Origin of the sequence: Bradyrhizobium lablabi (assembly GCF_018131005.1) — a bacterium.
Classification (GTDB): Bacteria; Pseudomonadota; Alphaproteobacteria; order Rhizobiales; family Xanthobacteraceae; genus Bradyrhizobium; species Bradyrhizobium lablabi_D.
This window is the reverse complement of record NZ_JAFCJK010000009.1, coordinates 206,362-222,889: the sequence shown is the minus strand read 5'-3', so window position 1 is coordinate 222,889 and position 16,528 is coordinate 206,362. Positions and strand designations below refer to the sequence as shown.

Annotated in this window: 17 protein-coding genes; 11 read left to right on the top strand and 6 right to left on the bottom strand. The window is 63.5% G+C overall.

All coding sequences use genetic code 11. The annotated features are described in order from the left end of the window. The first annotated feature begins 254 nt into the window (after positions 1 to 254). From JQ553_RS26135 to JQ553_RS26110, 6 genes are all read left to right on the top strand, one after another. Positions 255 to 1,550, top strand: a complete 1,296-nt coding sequence (locus JQ553_RS26135; protein WP_212502901.1) for a hypothetical protein — start codon at positions 255 to 257, stop codon at positions 1,548 to 1,550. 181 nt (positions 1,551 to 1,731) lie between these two features. Next, complete coding sequence (locus tag JQ553_RS26130; RefSeq protein WP_212502900.1) at positions 1,732 to 2,805, top strand: PAS domain-containing protein; 1,074 nt, start codon at positions 1,732 to 1,734, stop codon at positions 2,803 to 2,805. After that, positions 2,802 to 3,437, top strand: a complete 636-nt coding sequence (locus JQ553_RS26125; RefSeq protein WP_212502899.1) for a response regulator transcription factor — start codon at positions 2,802 to 2,804, stop codon at positions 3,435 to 3,437. The genes JQ553_RS26130 and JQ553_RS26125 overlap by 4 nt, the downstream gene beginning before the upstream one ends. A 177-nt stretch (positions 3,438 to 3,614) precedes the next feature. Further along, positions 3,615 to 5,168, top strand: a complete 1,554-nt coding sequence (ggt, locus tag JQ553_RS26120) for a gamma-glutamyltransferase (protein WP_249144587.1) — start codon at positions 3,615 to 3,617, stop codon at positions 5,166 to 5,168. A gap of 23 nt (positions 5,169 to 5,191) precedes the next feature. Beyond that, positions 5,192 to 6,478 carry an amidohydrolase family protein gene (locus tag JQ553_RS26115; protein WP_212502897.1) on the top strand — a complete coding sequence of 429 codons (1,287 nt, stop codon included), beginning with the start codon at positions 5,192 to 5,194 and terminating at the stop codon, positions 6,476 to 6,478. A 72-nt stretch (positions 6,479 to 6,550) separates the two neighbouring features. Then, positions 6,551 to 7,084 (top strand): DUF1097 domain-containing protein, encoded by a 534-nt coding sequence (locus JQ553_RS26110; RefSeq protein ID WP_212502896.1) that lies wholly within the window; start codon positions 6,551 to 6,553, stop codon positions 7,082 to 7,084. Positions 7,085 to 7,190: 106 nt separating this feature from the next. Here the strand turns inward: JQ553_RS26110 and JQ553_RS26105 are convergent, their stop codons facing one another. From JQ553_RS26105 to JQ553_RS26090, 4 genes are all read right to left on the bottom strand, one after another. Continuing rightward, entirely contained in the window at positions 7,191 to 8,294 is a 1,104-nt protein-coding gene (locus JQ553_RS26105) for an alkene reductase (protein ID WP_212502895.1), read from the bottom strand. Between the two features lie 81 nt (positions 8,295 to 8,375). Next, positions 8,376 to 9,050: a peroxiredoxin-like family protein gene (locus JQ553_RS26100; protein ID WP_212502894.1), complete on the bottom strand. Its 675-nt coding sequence runs from the start codon at positions 9,048 to 9,050 to the stop codon at positions 8,376 to 8,378. Between the two features lie 153 nt (positions 9,051 to 9,203). After that, the gene (locus tag JQ553_RS26095) at positions 9,204 to 9,557 is read right to left on the bottom strand and encodes a hypothetical protein (protein ID WP_212502893.1); all 354 of its coding nucleotides are present in this window, start codon (positions 9,555 to 9,557) and stop codon (positions 9,204 to 9,206) included. A gap of 156 nt (positions 9,558 to 9,713) precedes the next feature. After that, positions 9,714 to 10,595, bottom strand: a complete 882-nt coding sequence (locus JQ553_RS26090) for a LysR family transcriptional regulator (protein WP_212502892.1) — start codon at positions 10,593 to 10,595, stop codon at positions 9,714 to 9,716. A 112-nt stretch (positions 10,596 to 10,707) separates the two neighbouring features. On the opposite strand from JQ553_RS26090, the gene JQ553_RS26085 reads away from it, so the two are divergent. The 4 genes from JQ553_RS26085 (at position 10,708) to JQ553_RS26070 (ending at position 14,037) form a co-directional block, all read left to right on the top strand. Further along, a complete protein-coding gene (locus JQ553_RS26085) occupies positions 10,708 to 10,941 on the top strand; it encodes a hypothetical protein (RefSeq protein WP_212502891.1) in 234 nt (77 codons plus the stop codon). 448 nt (positions 10,942 to 11,389) lie between these two features. Further along, on the top strand, positions 11,390 to 11,965 hold the full coding sequence (locus JQ553_RS26080) for a carboxymuconolactone decarboxylase family protein (RefSeq protein ID WP_212502890.1): 576 nt from the start codon (positions 11,390 to 11,392) through the stop codon (positions 11,963 to 11,965). A gap of 278 nt (positions 11,966 to 12,243) precedes the next feature. After that, positions 12,244 to 13,083 carry an alpha/beta fold hydrolase gene (locus tag JQ553_RS26075; RefSeq protein ID WP_212502889.1) on the top strand — a complete coding sequence of 280 codons (840 nt, stop codon included), beginning with the start codon at positions 12,244 to 12,246 and terminating at the stop codon, positions 13,081 to 13,083. A gap of 12 nt (positions 13,084 to 13,095) precedes the next feature. After that, the gene (locus JQ553_RS26070) at positions 13,096 to 14,037 is read left to right on the top strand and encodes a D-2-hydroxyacid dehydrogenase family protein (RefSeq protein WP_312015201.1); all 942 of its coding nucleotides are present in this window, start codon (positions 13,096 to 13,098) and stop codon (positions 14,035 to 14,037) included. A gap of 172 nt (positions 14,038 to 14,209) precedes the next feature. Here JQ553_RS26070 and JQ553_RS26065 read toward each other — a convergent pair whose 3' ends face one another. Both JQ553_RS26065 and JQ553_RS26060 read right to left on the bottom strand, forming a co-directional pair. Beyond that, positions 14,210 to 14,656 carry a hypothetical protein gene (locus JQ553_RS26065; RefSeq protein WP_212502887.1) on the bottom strand — a complete coding sequence of 149 codons (447 nt, stop codon included), beginning with the start codon at positions 14,654 to 14,656 and terminating at the stop codon, positions 14,210 to 14,212. A gap of 28 nt (positions 14,657 to 14,684) precedes the next feature. Beyond that, complete coding sequence (locus JQ553_RS26060) at positions 14,685 to 14,939, bottom strand: hypothetical protein (protein ID WP_212502886.1); 255 nt, start codon at positions 14,937 to 14,939, stop codon at positions 14,685 to 14,687. 261 nt (positions 14,940 to 15,200) lie between these two features. Here JQ553_RS26060 and JQ553_RS26055 point away from each other — a divergent pair, with 261 nt between their 5' ends. Next, on the top strand, positions 15,201 to 16,466 hold the full coding sequence (locus JQ553_RS26055; RefSeq protein WP_212502885.1) for a serine hydrolase: 1,266 nt from the start codon (positions 15,201 to 15,203) through the stop codon (positions 16,464 to 16,466). Positions 16,467 to 16,528: the final 62 nt, after the last annotated feature.

The window sequence follows — 16,528 nt, the reverse complement described above, 5'->3', positions numbered from 1 at the left end:
TAGCGTCGAACACCGAACCGACTTTCCATCCATACGCTTTCCGGTTGGATTCCCACCTCTGACAACTCATGCGATCCGTTGCAGACGTGGTCTGCGCTTTCATGACCGGATGAGCAGCTCAACGGCACATGGCCGCTGATCGTCCCTGCCCAGATTGCGGCACCCCGGTTCCCACGCTACCATTTTGGTACATCTGCACGCTTTCGCTTTTCGATCCTGCCTTCCGCATGTCTTGATGCCAGTGGAGACTTGCAATGGCCCTTCAGTCCGAGTTGTTCAAAGGCAACCAGCGGCTGGAGCGCTGCTTGACGCAGGATTCAGCGCACGTCACGCCTAACGACTCGGGCGAACATGTCGGGCGGATTCAAGTGGCATTGCGGCTCCTCGACGGCGCCTCGATCGAACCCGTGGAGCTGACGGGCGTGCGTTACGGCCAGAGCACGGCGTCTGCCGTTCTTGCCTACAAGACCAAGCGCAAGATCATCAACTTCACCTATCAGACGAAGCCCGACAACATCGTGGGCAAGATGACGATTGCGGCCATGGACGCCGAACTCATCAAGCTCAAGCCGGCTCCGGTCGAGCGGCGGGGCGCGAAGTTCGTCCCGGCGTCGTCGCCCAGGCTGCGCCAGGGGGTCCAAGGCCTCACGGGAGCCCGATTTACGCCGCTCGGCCCTGTGTTCGACGGAAATGGTTTCGATTCCGATCCGCGGAGAGACAAAACGCCGGGGCTGTCGTTCCAGATGGTCCCGGTCGGCGGCAAGCGCTCGTTGCGCATTCTCGATCCGGGCTTTGCGGGCGGAACGCCCACGCTTCGGTTCAAGCTGGCGGGCGTGAACGGGAACGCCGATGTCGCGCACATTGTCGCGATGGAGGAAATCCAGTCGGGTGCGCTGATGGTCCGGGAAGTGTTGCTCCATGGACGAGGATTTGGCGGAGCAGTGCTGCAGGCGATCAACAACGCGACCAATCAGGTCGAGGCGACACTCGAAATCGCCGTGCTGGAACAAAAGCGCTTCTCGCTCGGGTTCACCATCCTGACCGACGGCAAGCATGATTTTCAGCAAGCGGGAACGCCGGAGCAGTTCGCGGCCACCGCGCAAAAGATCTGGGAGTCGCAAGCCAACATCACCTTCAGGCCGTTCGGCGGCCAGCGGCTGCCGATCACGATCGACCTCGGAGATGAACCTCCATTCGGTTTGCTGCAAGCGATCGCGCCGACGATGAAGGAAAAGGCCACGCTGCAAATTGGCCCGGCGGATCGCCACGTCGTTTTCATCTGGGCAATCGGCCTCCCCGATCCCACGAAGGAGCTCGCGGGGTTGACGGCTGACGTCATCTACATCAGCCAGATCACAACGCCCGACATGAGCGTCCTCGCCCATGAATTCGGACACTCGGTGGGGCTGGCGCACTCTTCCGCAACATCCAAATTCAATTTGATGACGGACGACGGCGACAAGAACAAGTTCCAGACGACGTTGACCAAGAGCCAGATCAATTTTTCCAATCTTACCCCGGGCACCTTTCGCGACGCCCTGGGGAAGTGAGCGGCCTTCTCGCCTGCAAGCATCAAAGTCGCCGTCGCGCAGGGCCCGGCGCCGCTCCACCGCCAGGTCTGCATTTCACCGTTTGCTGCGACGCATCCTGGACTGCGTCCTCGGATCGGCGCAGCCTGCAGAACTTGCAGGATGATGTCCCCCACTGAAAGCATCGTGGTATTAGGGGACGATGACGAGCCAGGACACCCAGCAGCAGCAGCGTGCGCTGCTCGACAATATTCCTGACATGGCGTGGTTGAAGGACCGCGACTGCCGGTACCTCGCGGTCAACACCGCCTATCTCGAGATTCTGGGCATGCCGGAGAGACTGGTGCTCGGCAAGCGGCCCGACGAGATCTGGCCCGCGGAGATCGCCGAGGTCTACCTGCGAACGGATCGCGCGGTGCTCAAGAGCGGCCGGAGGCGCCGTTACGAAGAGACGCGGCCCGATCCGTCCGGTACCCCTCGCTGGTTCGAGACGATCAAGTCGCCGATTCGCGACCAGGCCGGTCGCATCGTCGGCACGGTCGGCATCTCCCGCGATATTTCGGAGCGGAAGGCGGCCGAGAGCGAGTTGATCAAATCCCGAACTCAGCTGCGGGAATTGTCGAACTATCTGCAATCGGTTCGCGAGGCCGAACGTGCCCGCATTTCCCGCGAGCTTCACGATGAGCTCGGCCAGACGCTGACGGCGTTGAAAATGGAGCTGGGCTGGCTCAAGGAACGTCTTCCTTCCGAGCCGACGCTATTGCGAACACGTGTCGACCGGCTGGTGCAGATCGTTGACCATTCGGTGGCCGACCTGCAGCGCATCGCCGCTGATCTGCGCCCGATGATCCTCGATGAGCTGGGGCTGGTGTCGGCCATCCAATGGCTGACGCAGAATCTGTCCGAACGGAGCCCGCTCGCGATCGAGCTTTCGCTGGACCGGACCGACGTCGCGTATTCCAAGGACGTCAGCACCGCCGCGTTTCGTATCGTGCAGGAGGCCCTGACGAATATCGTGCGGCACAGCGGCGCAACATCGGCGCGGATTGTGGCGCGCCATTCCGCCAACGAATTGCAGCTCGATATCAGCGACGACGGGCGTGGCATGGATGTTACGCCATCCAAACGGGAGCGGCTCGGACTCATCGGCATGAGCGAACGCGCCCACATGCTCGGCGGATCGATGGAGATCGACAGTGCGCCCGGGCGCGGGACTCGCATCTCCGTGAGACTGCCGCTGTCGATCGACAAGCCTGCAACGGCGCCCTCGCCATGATCCGGATCTTTATCGCCGACGACCACACGATCTTCCGCGAAGGACTGAAGCAGATGCTTGCGGAAGAGGCCGATTTCAAGATCGCCGGCGAGGCGACCAACGGGGACGAGCTTTTGGCGCAGCTCGCTTCGTCATCCTGCGACATCGTGCTCTTGGATCTCACCATGCCCGGTCGCAGCGGAATCTCGCTGTTGCGCGAGCTCGCCGCAAACGAAAAATGGCGCGTGATCGTGCTGAGCATGCACGAGGAGGACCAGTATATCGTCGAGGCGCTGAAGGCTGGCGCTGCCGGCTATGTCACCAAGAACAGCGCGTTCGACCAGCTCATCCTCGCGATCCGCAAGGTCGTCAAGGGAGAGTTGTTCATCAGCTCGGCAGCATCGCAAAGCCTGATTCGCCAGGCGCGCGCGCCGAGCGAACCATTGCCCCATACGCGACTGACGCCGCGCGAACGCGAAGTGTTCGATCTCCTGGTGCTTGGTCGGAAAATGTCCGACATCGCGCGCCAACTTGGCCTGAGCATCAAGACGGCCAGCACTCACAAGACGAACCTCCTGAACAAGATGCAGGCCGAAACCACCGCCGACCTGGTGCGCTACGCGTTGCGCCATCAGCTTGATCCGCGGCCATAGCATCGGCGCGCTCCGTTTCGCTCGCGAAGGCCATAGCTGCCTAGGAATATTCCTAGATCGCGCTAGGACACCACTGATTTTCCGCCAATTCGAATCCTCCTAGGCTCCCATCGGTCGTCGATCGGTTGGAGCTTTGCCATGAGACCCTCGCGGGCGGTGTGTCGATCGGAACGGGGCATGGTCGCCACGGCCCATTATCTGGGGTCGGGTGCCGCGCTCGACGTGCTCAAGCGGGGCGGCAGCGCTGTTGACGCCGCGATCTGCGCGGCCTCGACGCTCGGCGTGGTGCTGCCCCACATGATCGGCATCGGCGGCGACGCCTTCTGGCTGATCTACGATGCCCGCTCAGGCAACGTGCAGGCGCTGAACGGCAGCGGACCGTGCGGTCGCAGCGTTGATGCCAACAGCTATGCTGCGGAAAATCGCATTCCCCATCGCGGTCCTCGCGCCGCCATCACCGTACCCGGAGCAGTCGATAGCTGGCGTCTTGCGCATGAGCGCTTCGGCCGGCTGCCGATCGCGGAGCTGCTGCAGCCGGCCATCGAGTATGCGCGCCGGGGAACACCGGTCAGCAACGACCTCGCGACATGGATCCACGACGATCGTCACGAGCTGGCCTCCGACCCCGGTGCCGCGCAGGTGTTCCTCGATGGCGGAAGGCCGTATTTGCCGGGCGCGCGCCTGACCCAGAGCGCGCTTGCCGCAACGCTCGAGCGCATGGCCTCGCGCGGCCTGCGCTCCTTCTATGACGTGACCGGCCGCAGCATCGCTGCCTATCTCGACCAGATCGGCGGCGCCCTGACCGCGGAAGATTTCGAGGAATATCGCGCGCGATGGGTCAATCCCATCACGACGCGCTACCGCGGGTTCGATGCGTTCCAGTTGCCGCCGCCCTCGCAAGGGATCGCCGGTCTGTTGATCCTCAATTTTCTCGAAGAGTTGGATCTTGGCAAGCTCGGGCCGACATCGCCGGAATTCTACAGCGCGCTGATCCAGGCGACCAAATGGGCTTTCGAGAAGCGCGACCGCCATCTCGCCGACCCGTTGTTTCATCAGGTCCCCGTTCCGGAGCTGCTCGATCCGCGTCTCGCCTCGGTCGAACGAGCGGCGTGGCTGAAGGAGATCGGGCGCGAAACGGTGAGCCCTCGTTCCGGCAGCGACACGACTTTCATCTGTGTCGCCGACGACGAAGGCAACGCAGTCGGCATGGTGCAGAGCCTGTATTTCGACTTCGGTGCCTGCGTGCTCGATCCGGCATCGGGCGTGATGCTGCAGAATCGCGGCAGCTTCTTCTCGCTCGATCCGCAGCATCCGAACTTCCTGAAGCCCGGAAAGCAATCGGCGTCCACGCTGATGTCCGGCATGCTCTGCAAGGATGGCCGGCCCTATCTCGTCTATGGCAGCCAGGGCGGAGAGGTTCAGCCACAGGCTCAGACCGCGCTGGTCACCAGGGTTGTCGATTTCGACCTCGATGTCCAATCGGCGCTCGACGCGCCCCGTCTGCTCTATGGCCGCTCCTGGGGAGATGCATCCAACCAGCTCCTGCTCGAAGGCAGTGCACCGGATGCGGTGTTCGACGGACTGCGCCGCTACGGACATCCGGTCGAGCGGGTCGGCTGGCCGCATACGCGTATGGGGACGGCCCAGGCCATTCGGCTGAGGGGACCATGGTCGCCATTCTTCGAAGGCGGCGCCGATATCCGGGGAGAGGGCGTCGCCTTGGGCTTCTAAAAAAATCGGGAGGAAACACAAAAATGGACATCATCATCCGCCGGGTAAGGGTCAGCGACGAGCAGCCGCTCATGGACATCGGAATCACCGATGGACGGATCGTTGCCATTGAGGAGAAGATCGAGAGGCAGATCGATCAGGAGATCGATGCCGCGGGGCGCGTCGCCCTGCCAGGCTTCATCGAGCCGCATCTGCACCTCGACAAGGCCTTCCTGCATCGCCGGATGCCGGCACGTTTCGGAACGCTCGATGAAGCCATTCGCGTGACCGGCATCCTGAAATCGAAGCAGGAGCGGCAGGACGTTCTCGATCGCTCCCGCCAGGTCCTCGACATGGCCGTCAGGAACGGCACGGTGCTGGTCCGCGCACATCCCGACGTCGATCCGATCCAGGGTCTGATCGGGGTAGAGACCGCACTTCAGCTCAGGGAAGAGTATCGCGACCTGCTGGAGCTGCAGATCGTCGCTTTCCCGCAGGAGGGCTGGCTGAAGACCGCCGGCGTGCAGGATCTCATGGAGAATGCGATCGATCTCGGCGCCGATGTCGTCGGTGGTTGTCCGTACAACGAGGTCAGCTGGGAGGATACACGCGGCCACATCGACAGGGTGTTCGATCTCGCGCAGAAACACGGCCTCGCCATCGATATGCACGTCGACTTCGCCGACGACACCCAGGACCGCCGTTTTGCGACCACCGAGTACGTCGCGCGCAAGACCATTGAAACCGGCTACCAGGGGCGGGTCGCGCTGGGTCACGTCACGAGCCTCGGCTCGCTGAGACCGGATGCGCTGAAGCCGATCGCCGAGCTGCTCCGCGAGGCGGACATTCACATCGTGACACTGCCCGCAACCGACACCTATCTCGGCGGCCGTCGCGACGAGGCAAATCCGCGGCGCGGCCTGACGCCGGTGCGGGCGCTGCATGCCGCGGGTGTCAATGTCGCCTACTCGTCGAACAATGTCCGCAACGCCTTCACGCCGTTTGGCAAGGCCGATCCGCTGCAGATCGGCAACCTTCTCGCCCATCTGATCCAGTTCGGCACGCCCGAGCATCAGGCCGACATCATCAAGATGAGCACCAGCAACGCCGCGCGCGCCGTCGGCATCGCCGGGCGATATGGGCTCGCCGTCGGCAAGCAGGCGGATCTGATGATCCTCGACACATATGCGGTCGCCGATTGCCTGCTCGATCTGCCGCCGCGCTCCTGGGTATTCAAGCGCGGCCGGATCACCGTCGTCACCAAATACGAGAGCAAGATCTGTCGTGCCTGCGGTCATGCCAAGGCCGAGCACGCCCATGCCCACGCCTGACCTGACCCTCAAGCCGGCACAAGACCGGCACTGAACAACATCAACAGCAAAGGAACGCCAAAGGAAAACGCCATGAGAAAACCACCCGCCGAAATTGTCGCTTCGCTGCTTGCAGTGACCACGCTTTTTACGCCGGCTCATCTTCCGCCGTGGGCAATCTTCATTTCCTGGGCCGGCACCTTCGCTGCGGGCGGTCCCAAGCCCGATACGCTGAGGAAGATCTGGGTGACGATGCCGATCGGCGCGATCGTCGCGTGCCTGATCGTCGCCTGCTTCAAGCTCGCCTCGCAGTATTTCGAGGGAAGCTCGTTCGTCCTGGCACAGTGCATCATCCTGTTCAGCCTCAACGGTGCGATGATGTCGCTTGGACGGATACCGGCGCTCAGCTTCGTGCCTGGAATGTTCTTTGGCTTCGCGTCGTACTTCGCAACCTTCTTCGGAGGCTTTGGGCCCGCGCCCGGCAACCTGCTGGTTGCGCTGGGCGCCACGCTTCTCATGAACGCCATCGGGCCGGCCTATGCATGGCTGACCGCCAATCTCGGCGCTCATCACCATCACCACACGGAGGCCGCGCCGATCGGCCGCGCGCAGCAGGCGGTGTCCTAGAAGCGCTAATGCATCAAATCTCCTCAAACGCGAGGGCGCCGTCCCGTGGACGGCGCCCTCTGTTTTAAGGGAGTTCAACACCAGCCAGGGCGGTCGTGCACATCCGTCAGGCTACCGATGCGACGCGGGCCGTCGGATAATCGGTGTAGCCGCGCGCATCGCCGCCATAGAAGGTCGAGCGGTCGTAGCGGTTGAGCTTGAGGCCGCGCCGCAGCCGCTCGGGCAGGTCCGGATTGGCGATGAAGTGACGGCCGAAGGCGACGAGGTCGGCGTCGCCGGCCGCGACGATGGCTTCCGCCGAATCCGGCGCGAAGCCGCCGGCAGCGATCAGGGTCCGCGAGAATTTCGTCCGCAGATGCTGGGCGGCCAGCGGCGCCTGGCCATCCGAGATCTCCTCGGTGCCCTTGATGCGCGGCTCGACGACATGGAGGTAGGCGATGCCCAGGCGATCGAGCTCTTTTGCGACATAGCCGAAGGTTGCCGGCGGATTGCTGTCCGACATGGATCCATATTTGCCGCTCGGCGAGATCCGCATGCCGACACGATCCGCGCCCCAGGCCGAGATCGCCGCCTCGGTGACCTCGAGCAGGAAGCGGGCGCGATTCTCGATCGGGCCGCCGTAATCGTCGATGCGCTTGTTGGTCCCGTCCTGCAGGAATTGATCGGGCAGGTAGCCGTTGGCGCCGTGAATCTCGACGCCATCGAAACCCGCACGCAACGCGCGCTCGGCGCCGGCCCGGAACTCCTCGATGATGCCGGGGATTTCATGCCGCTCGAGGGCGCGCGGCAGCGAGAACGGAGCCTCGCCGCGCCTGGTGTAGGCGTAGCCCTCGGCGGCGATCGCGGAAGGCGCGACCGGTGCTTCGCCGTTCGGCTGCAAGTCGACATGCGACTGCCGGCCGACATGCCACAATTGCTGGAAGATGCGGCCGCCCTTGGCGTGGATCGCGTCGGTGACGCGCCGCCATCCGGCGATCTGCGTATCCGCGTAGATGCCTGGCGCCCCGGCATAGCCGTTGCCGCGGATCGAGACCGGGGTAGCTTCGGAGATGATCAGTCCGCCCTCGGAGGCGCGCTGGGTGTAATATTCGACCATCAGTTCGCTCGGAATATCGCCGGGGTCGGAGCGCATGCGCGTCAGCGGCGCCATGACGACGCGATGGGACAGTTGATAGAGGCCGAGCTGCGCCGGCGTGAACAGTTTGGACATTGTCGTTTCCTTGGATCGGATGGGAGGACAGCGGCCGGTGGTCGCGAAAGGATCGCGCCCCACCGGCCGCCTCATGCGCCGTTACGCCTTGACGGCGGTTGCCCGCTGAAGGACCGGGATCATGTCTTCAGGTTCGGGCCGGCGGGTGTAGTCGGGATTGACTTCGGAATAGAGGATCACGCCATCCTGACCGATCACGTAGCGGGCCGGCATCGGCAGCGTCCAACTCGGATCGTCGTTGAAGGTCGGCAGATCGTTCTTCAACTGCTTGTAGAGCTCGACCAGATAATCCTGGAGGTGGAAGCGGAGCCCGAACGCGTCGCCAACCTGGCCTTTCACGTCCGACAGGATCGGGAAGGACAGCTTGTTCTGACGGACCGACTTCCGGCTGTTCGGCGCGGTCTGCGGCGAGATCGCGACCAGCGAAGCGCCGTATTTGTCGAATTCCGGCTTTGCTGCTTCGAGCGCCTGCAACTCCATATTGCAATACGGACACCAGACGCCGCGGTAGAAGCTGAGCACCAGCGGGCCGCGCCTCAGCAGATTCGCCGAAGAGACCGCATTGCCTTCCGGGTCCTTCAGCGAGAAGGGAGGGGCGATGTCGCCGGCCTTCCTTGCGCGCCGGGCGGCCCCGGACTGGATCAGTTCAGCAGTGGCGCGGTGCATCGTCTCGATGACGCTGCGGGGAACACTGTAGGGCGGCTTTCCGGCTTCGAAATCGGCCTTGAAAGCATCGAGCTTGGCTTGAAGCGACATAACGGGTCTCCAATTAGCGTTTGCGCGGAGGACGGCGACGCCGTCCGATTCGTTGAAGTTCACACGCAGGAAACTAGAGGAGACGGCCGTGCGGGGTAGCCGGGCCGGCGGACTAGCCCTTATTCCCGTCAGGAATAAGGGCCCCGCGGGAGATCAGCACCCGCGGCAGATGACCAGCTTGCGGTCCAGCTGCGCGTCGAGCTGCTTCTGCTGCTCCTCCCATGTCGAGAGCGTCTCGGATTGGGAGATCTCGGCCCGGCGCGGTTGGCGGTGGCCGACCGGAGCAAGCCAGGGGCGGCGCGAGGTCAGCTTCAGCGCGCGGTTATGTGCCACGGTCGACCCGGTCTCGTTGACGCTGTCGTGAGCCGATGCGCTGACCGGTAGAACTGGGTAGACGCTCGCGGCGTCCTGTTGGTTGGCCGCATGTGCCGGCGACAGCAGGCCGGCAAACAGGAAAGCGGCTGCGGCGATGCGGATCGAGTGCTTCAGGAACGAGGTGCGGGACATTGCGACACTCCTTGGAAGGAGGCTCGGGATGAGCAACTCCGTTGAGTGACACCCTACTGATCGCCCCGAAACCTTGAATGCTGCGCCGGATCGAAAACATGCTCGTTCGTCTTTCCGCCGCCGGCGCCGCCTGCCGCCAAGCGGAGGCCTGCGCGATCACGCGTTGAACGCACGCTCGAAGAAATCCACGAACGCCCGTGCCTTGGCGGTCGCGGCGCGTCCGGTGGGAAGCACGGCCCACAGGTCGAGCGCAGGAAGATCCCATTCCAGAAGCACGGCACGGACGGCGCCGGATCGAAGCTCGGGGCTGAACATCCACTCCGATGCGATGGTGAGGCCGACGTCGGCGAGAACAGCGGCTCTCACGCCCTCCGCGGCGGTCACCCGCAACCGGCTTTGAACGGTGACGGCCAATTCGGTGCTTTCGCGTCGAAACGACCAGATGCTGCCCTCTCCCTGGAGATAGACGACGGCCTGATGCTTGCTGAGCTCGCTTGGAGTTGAAGGCATGCCGGCACGCTCGAAATAAGCGGGTGTGCCGAGCACGAGGCGCTTGCACCTTGCGATGCGGCGAGCGGTCAGCGCCGAGTCCGTCATCTTTCCCATCCGAAGCGCCACGTCGATCCCCTCCTGGACGAGGTCGATGTGACGGTCGTCCAGCAGCACTTCCAGGTCGAGCTCGGGATGAAGCGCCAGAAATCCCGGCAACAGCGGAATGAGATGGATGCGCGCGAAGGTGACGGCGGCGCAGACGCGCAATCTGCCTTTCAACCCGGCGCCTGCTCCGCGCGCGGCGCGTTCGGCCTCGGCCGCTTCCTCGAGGGCCCGCCGGGCCCGCTCGAGATAGCCGAGCCCGGCCTCCGTCGGGGTGAGGCCGCGCGTCGAGCGGGTCAGCAGCTTGACGCCGAGATACTCCTCCAGCTGCGCGACCGACTTCGAGACTGCCGGTTGCCCTACCCGAAGTTGCCGGGCCGCCCCGGAGAACGAGCCGGTTTCGACGACCCGCACGAATGTCTCCATTGAAGCCAGTCGATCCATCCTATTCTCCGCAGGAATGAGCCATATCGCTCCGCCCTATCTGCCATGCGGGGCGAGAATTGGGCCATCTCTCCAGCCATCCGAGCGGTTGCCCGGCGAAGGAGAGAGAGCGATGACCACCTGTCCACACCCGATCGCGACGCCGGCCCTGATCGCCAATGCAGGCTCGAACCGCATGACTTACGCGAAGGCCGTGGCCTTCGAGGCAATTCAGTCGGTGAGCGGAGTCGCAAGAACTGCATTATTTGTTTATGCGATGACGGGCAGTGCGATAGCGAGCCTTGCCGTCATTGCCGCGCCCCATCTGGAGATGCTGCTACGCTGCATCTTCCAGGGCCGGGGATGAAGAGCACGGGCCCGTCCGTGCGGTTTCGGCCCGCTGCCAAAGGCAAGACAAGCGAAGTGAATCGGCAACTGCGTGCAAGGAACGATTGCGGCAGCCGCTCCTCGTAATAACTCCTATTTCTCGCGTGAATATTTGGCAGCGGCGTCTCAATGTCTGTGCTGCGCCGAGCCTGTAGGCGCACATCGCACTGCTTGCCCAATCATCCCCAAGCGGACAGCCATTCAACTGGTCGCGCTTCCCCGGTGCAGCCGCCCACGTCTTAACAACTTCTCACAACGTTTAATTCGCCTTCAAACAAGAACAGCGCGAGGCTCGCGTCTGCAATAGCCCTTCCGGGACATTCATTCCCAAACGGAATGAGCGATATCACTACGTCGGGTCTGCTGCGGCATCCGGGAATGGATGATGGTGGCGATGCATCGTTCGATGCTCAAAACGGAGAACAGAAATGATCAACGGATTCAAGCTTCACGAAACCGCCAGCGCGCCGGCTGCCTCCGCCGAGATGCTCAACGGCGTCCAGAAGGCCTGGGGCTTTGTGCCCAATCTGCATCGCGTTCTCGCCGAGAGCCCGGCGGCGCTCGAGGCCTACAACGCTCTCTGGGACATCGCCGAGAAGACCAGTTTCACGCCGCAGGAGCGCAACATCGCCTATCTCGCCATCATCTACGAGAACGAGTGCACCTATTGCATGGCCGGCCATACCAACCTTTCGCGCATGGCGAAGGTTGACAACGCGACAATCGCGGCGGTCCGCGAGGGTCGTCCGATTGCCGATGCGAAGCTGGAGGCGTTGCGCGAATTTGCCGCCAAGATCACCCGCCAGCGCGGTTTTGTGAGCGAGGCCGACGTCGCAGCCTTCAAGGCGGCCGGCTACGACAATCAGTCGGTGCTCGACGTGCTGGTGATCGCCGCGACCAAGCTCATCTCCAACTACACCAACCATCTCGCGGACACGCCGAACGATTCCTTCATGAAGGGCGCTGAATGGACCGCGCCCGGCAAGCTCCGGCCTGCCGCCTGACCGGACTCCACCGGGCCGCCCTCGCGCAGCTGGCGAGGGCGGCCTGAGCTCGGCGCGAAGCGGCCGTATCGCTCTATCTGCTCCGGCAGGATGTGGTGCGCGCGCAGCAATAGCCCCAAACACGGGAGGCCGCCGGCCGCGCTCACCGCAGGACGAGCGCGGCCAAGCCTTCATTCCCCGGCGGAATAGCGCCTAGTCCGCACGTCCAACGCGGCGCCGCCGCGACCTTCCAGGCTCCGCCGGTTGCATTCGACAAACGCAGGACAAGGAGCAGAGCGATGTCAAGAGCAAGGCGCGAGACAATCGAGGTGGGCGGCATCCCGGTCAGCTATCTCACTGCCGGAGAGGGCGGTCCCTTGCTGCTGTTGCTGCATGGCACCTATTGGAGTCGAGTCTGGCAGCCCGTGCTCGAGGGAATAGCCGCCGCCGGCCTTCGTCCGGTGGCGGTCGATTTTCCCGGCTTCGGCCGCTCCGGAGGCGAACTCGCCGTGGCCGAGGCGTCGGTCCCGCGTCTGTCGGGCTGGCTGCTGCATTTCCTGAAAGCGCTCGGCCAGAAGGGTCCCGTCATGGTCGCCGGCCACGATATCGGCGGAGGCGTGGCGCAGCATCTGATGCTCGCAAAGGAGGTGGAAGTGCCGCGCGTGGCCGTCGTGAACGGCGTCATGTACGATTCCTGGCCCGTCCCCGGCGTTGCCCGCTTCCGGGATCCGGCGGTGGCCGCTGCTACGACGCGAGACGATGTTGTTGCCGCGCGCCGCGTGTCGGTCGTAAAGTCGCTCGGGCGTCCCGCCAGCGAAGCCGAGATCAATGAATATCTCGATCCATGGAAGGACCCAAGGGTTGCCCGCTCATGGCTGGCGCTCGCGGGCGCCGCAGACCACCGCTACACCATGGAGATGCTGCCGGCGCTGCTCGAATCCACGACGCCAAAGCTTCTGCTTTGGGGAGAGGACGACGGATTCCAGACGATCGACTATGCCGAACGCTACGCGCGCGAGATTCCGGAAACGAGACTCGTCCGCATCAAGTCGGCCGGTCACATTCCGATGGAGAACGATCCAAAGGCAGTGGCAGCGGCCCTGGCCGAGTTCTTCGCTGCGGAGCATCAGGTTACATGAGGGAGAATGCCGATGAAGGTTGCGATCCTCGACGACTACCAGAATGTGGCGCTCCGGCTCGCTGATTGGTCGGCCGTCCGGCAGCAAGCCGAGATCGTCGTTTTCAACGACCACGTCGCCGATCCCTCGGCGGTCGTCGAGCGGCTGCTGCCATTCGACGTTGTGTGCGTCATGCGCGAGCGCACACCGCTTCCAGGGGAGATCTTGCGCCAACTGCCGAACCTCAAGCTCATCGCCTCGACGGGACCGCGAAACGCCTCGATCGACGCCAGGATCGCAGCCGATCTCGGCATCGAGGTCACTTCGACCGGCTATGATGCCACTCCCACCATCGAATTCGCCTGGTTGTTGATCATGGCGAGCATGCGGGGCATCGACCGCGAAGCAGCTTCGCTCAGGGCGGGCGGGTGGCAAACAGGGCTCGGCGCCAACCTGCGGGGCACGACCCTGGGCGTGCTGGGCCTCGGCAATATCGGAAGCGAAGTCGCGCGCATCGGTCTTGCCTTCGGCATGAAGGTGATCGCGTGGAGCGAGAACCTGACCGAGGAGAGAGCAGGCGCCGCAGGCGCAACGCTCGTCGGCAAGCAAACGCTGTTTCGCGAGGCCGACATCGTGACAATCCATCTCGTGCTGAGCAAGCGCACCAGGGGGCTGGTCGGCGCGCCCGAACTCGGACTGATGAAGCCGACGGCGAGACTCGTCAACTCATCGCGTGGTCCGATCGTCGATGAGGCAGCTCTGATCGCCGCGCTGCAGGCACGCCGGATCGCCGGTGCCGCAATCGACGTATTCGACGTCGAGCCGTTGCCTCCCGACCACCCGTTCCGGAAGCTGGAGAACGTTCTCGCGACGCCTCACATCGGCTACGTCACCGAAGACCTTTATCGGACGTTCTACGGCGACGCCGCAACCAACATCGCCAAGTGGATCGAGGCGAACGCCACGTCGGCGTAGGACTCGACGAGCAAAATCTCATCGAAGATGGGGTCTTGCCGTGAACGGGTCCAATCAAAACAAGATCGTTCCGAACAACGTGCCGGTCTCAGGGAGCAAGCGGCCTGCCGGAGGCCGATGACGAATCCTCATCTCATCGCGCGTCGGGGGTGAAGGCTGAATGTGCGGCGCCTTACGCCGCGCATTCCATGTGGCCGAAGGCCTGCCGGCCGGCAGAAAGCACGAGGCCCCGATGGCACCTGACGCCCGCCTCGATACGGAAGCCGAGCTGTTCGAGCTTCTTGCGGATATTCAACGCAAATCCGCTCGGGTCCGACCTGATCAGCACGGCGATCATCGCGCTGGTGCCGAGAGACGGCGCGACCTGGGCCAGCGCCGACTCGAACTCGGCGAACGAGTCCCGCACGGTGATGAGGCCAACCGCGCAAACCGCCTTGCGCAAGCGGAACGTCGAGGGCAGTCCGATCCGGACGAAGCCGCGCCGGCGCAGGTCGACATACAGCTCTGTGCTGTCGAGGCCCGCGACAATCGCGCGATTGAGATTCGACAGATGCGTGAGCGTGATTATGGTGTCGACCACCTGGTCGCGCTCGGACGTGGAAGAATGAAGCTGGAGCACTGGAATACTCCTTGAGGAGTGCGCGGTGTCAGGCGGCGCGACGCGCGATGCCGGCTTGCGGCTGCGTGCCCAAGTCGAGCTCGATCTCGCGCGACAGTTCGACGATGGTCTCCGGATGCCGGCCGTTCTCGAACAGGGCGTATTTGATGGCCTGCGCGCGGCTGACGAACAGCCCGCCATAGAGTCCGTTCTGTTGCTGCGCAACCCACTGTCCCCTGCGGTTTCTGCCGACAAAGACGACGATCGAGGGCGAACTGCACGAGGGAGGTTCGACGAGCTTCATGTTGGCGTTTCCTTCTGATTGACGCAGTCGGCACACTCCGGTTTCGGCTGTCGGCAAAGTCGGCAATCGGTCGGCGTGGCGCGCTTGCGAAGCTTGTCGGTCCAATATCTTTTGGCGCGAATATTATTTCGAGGGCGGAGGTGAGGCGATCTCATAGGAACGGCATAAAGCCGTTGCCGCTCTTTCGCGCGTGATCTAAGCCTATGACCCGCGGGCACTGAACTTCAAAACAATCGCCCGAGCCCTGTTTGGGAGGAACCAATGAAGAAACTCGCAATTGCCGCGGCTGTTGCCGCCGGCGTCGTTTTCGATGTCGCCCATGCGGCGCCGCTGCCTGAGGCAAAGCCGGACGAAGTCGGCTTTTCGCAAGCTGGCCTGTCGCGGATGGACGATTTCTTCGCCCGCGAGATCGCGGCCAAGCGCGTGCCCGGTGCGGTGGTTGCGATCGCGCGCGACGGCAAGCTCGTGCACTACAAGGCCTATGGCGAGCTTGACCCGGCGAAAGGCACGGCGATGCCGATAGATGCCGTGTTCGCGCTCGCCTCGATGACGAAGCCGATGGCCGCGGTTGCGGGATTGACGCTGATGGAGCAGGGCCGCCTGCCGCTGCAGGCGAAACTGGCGGACTATTATCCGGGCTTCGCCGACATGAAAGTTGGCGTGCCGCAGGCGGATGGTTCGTTGAAGATGGATCCGCAGGCGTCGCCGATCTTCATTCACGACCTTTATCGACACACCTCCGGCCTGATGTACGGCGGACGGCCGGACTCCTCGAGCCCGCTCGCGCGCCTCTATCCTGACGGCACCGCGCCCGCGCTCGAGGGCGATACGCAGGCCTTCGTCGATCGCATGACGAAGCTGCCGCTGGCGCATCAGCCGTCGACCGAATTCGAATATGGCTTCTCGATTGACGTGCTGGGCGCCGTCGTCGAGAAAGTGTCGGGACAGCGGCTTGGCGACTATCTCGCCGCCACTGTCTGGCAGCCGCTTGGCATGAGAGACGCCACTTTCCACCCCGCCGAGGGCCAGCGCGAACGTCTCGCCCGTCCGTTCCCCAACGATCCGCTGACCGGCAAGCCGCAGGCGATCAAGCTTCTCGATGCGCAAACCAAATTTGACTGTGGCGGGGCCTGCGCTTTCGCCACTGTGGGCGACTATGTCCGCTTCGGTCAGATGCTGCTCGACGGCGGCGAACTCGACGGCAAGCGTATCCTGAGCCCCAAGACGGTTCACCACATGACCTCCAACCATCTCGGGCCGGAGATCAAGAACAACGTCGCGAATCTCGAACCGCATCGCGGCGGCTTCGGCTTCGGTCTTGGCGTGGCCGTGCGCACCACCGAGGGCCTGTCCTCGGTGCCGGGCAATCCCGGCGAGTTCACCTGGAATGGCGCCTACGGTACGCAGTTCTTCTGCGATCCGAAGGAACGCCTCGTCGTGGTGGTGGGAACGGCGGCGCCCGGCGAACTTCGCAAATATTATCGCGAGCAGGTGCAGGACATCGTCTATGGCGCGATGGTGAAGTGAGCATCATCACCGCCTTGTGAGATTTCGCTCGGCGAAAAAGGAAAAGGGCCCATCGTTCAACC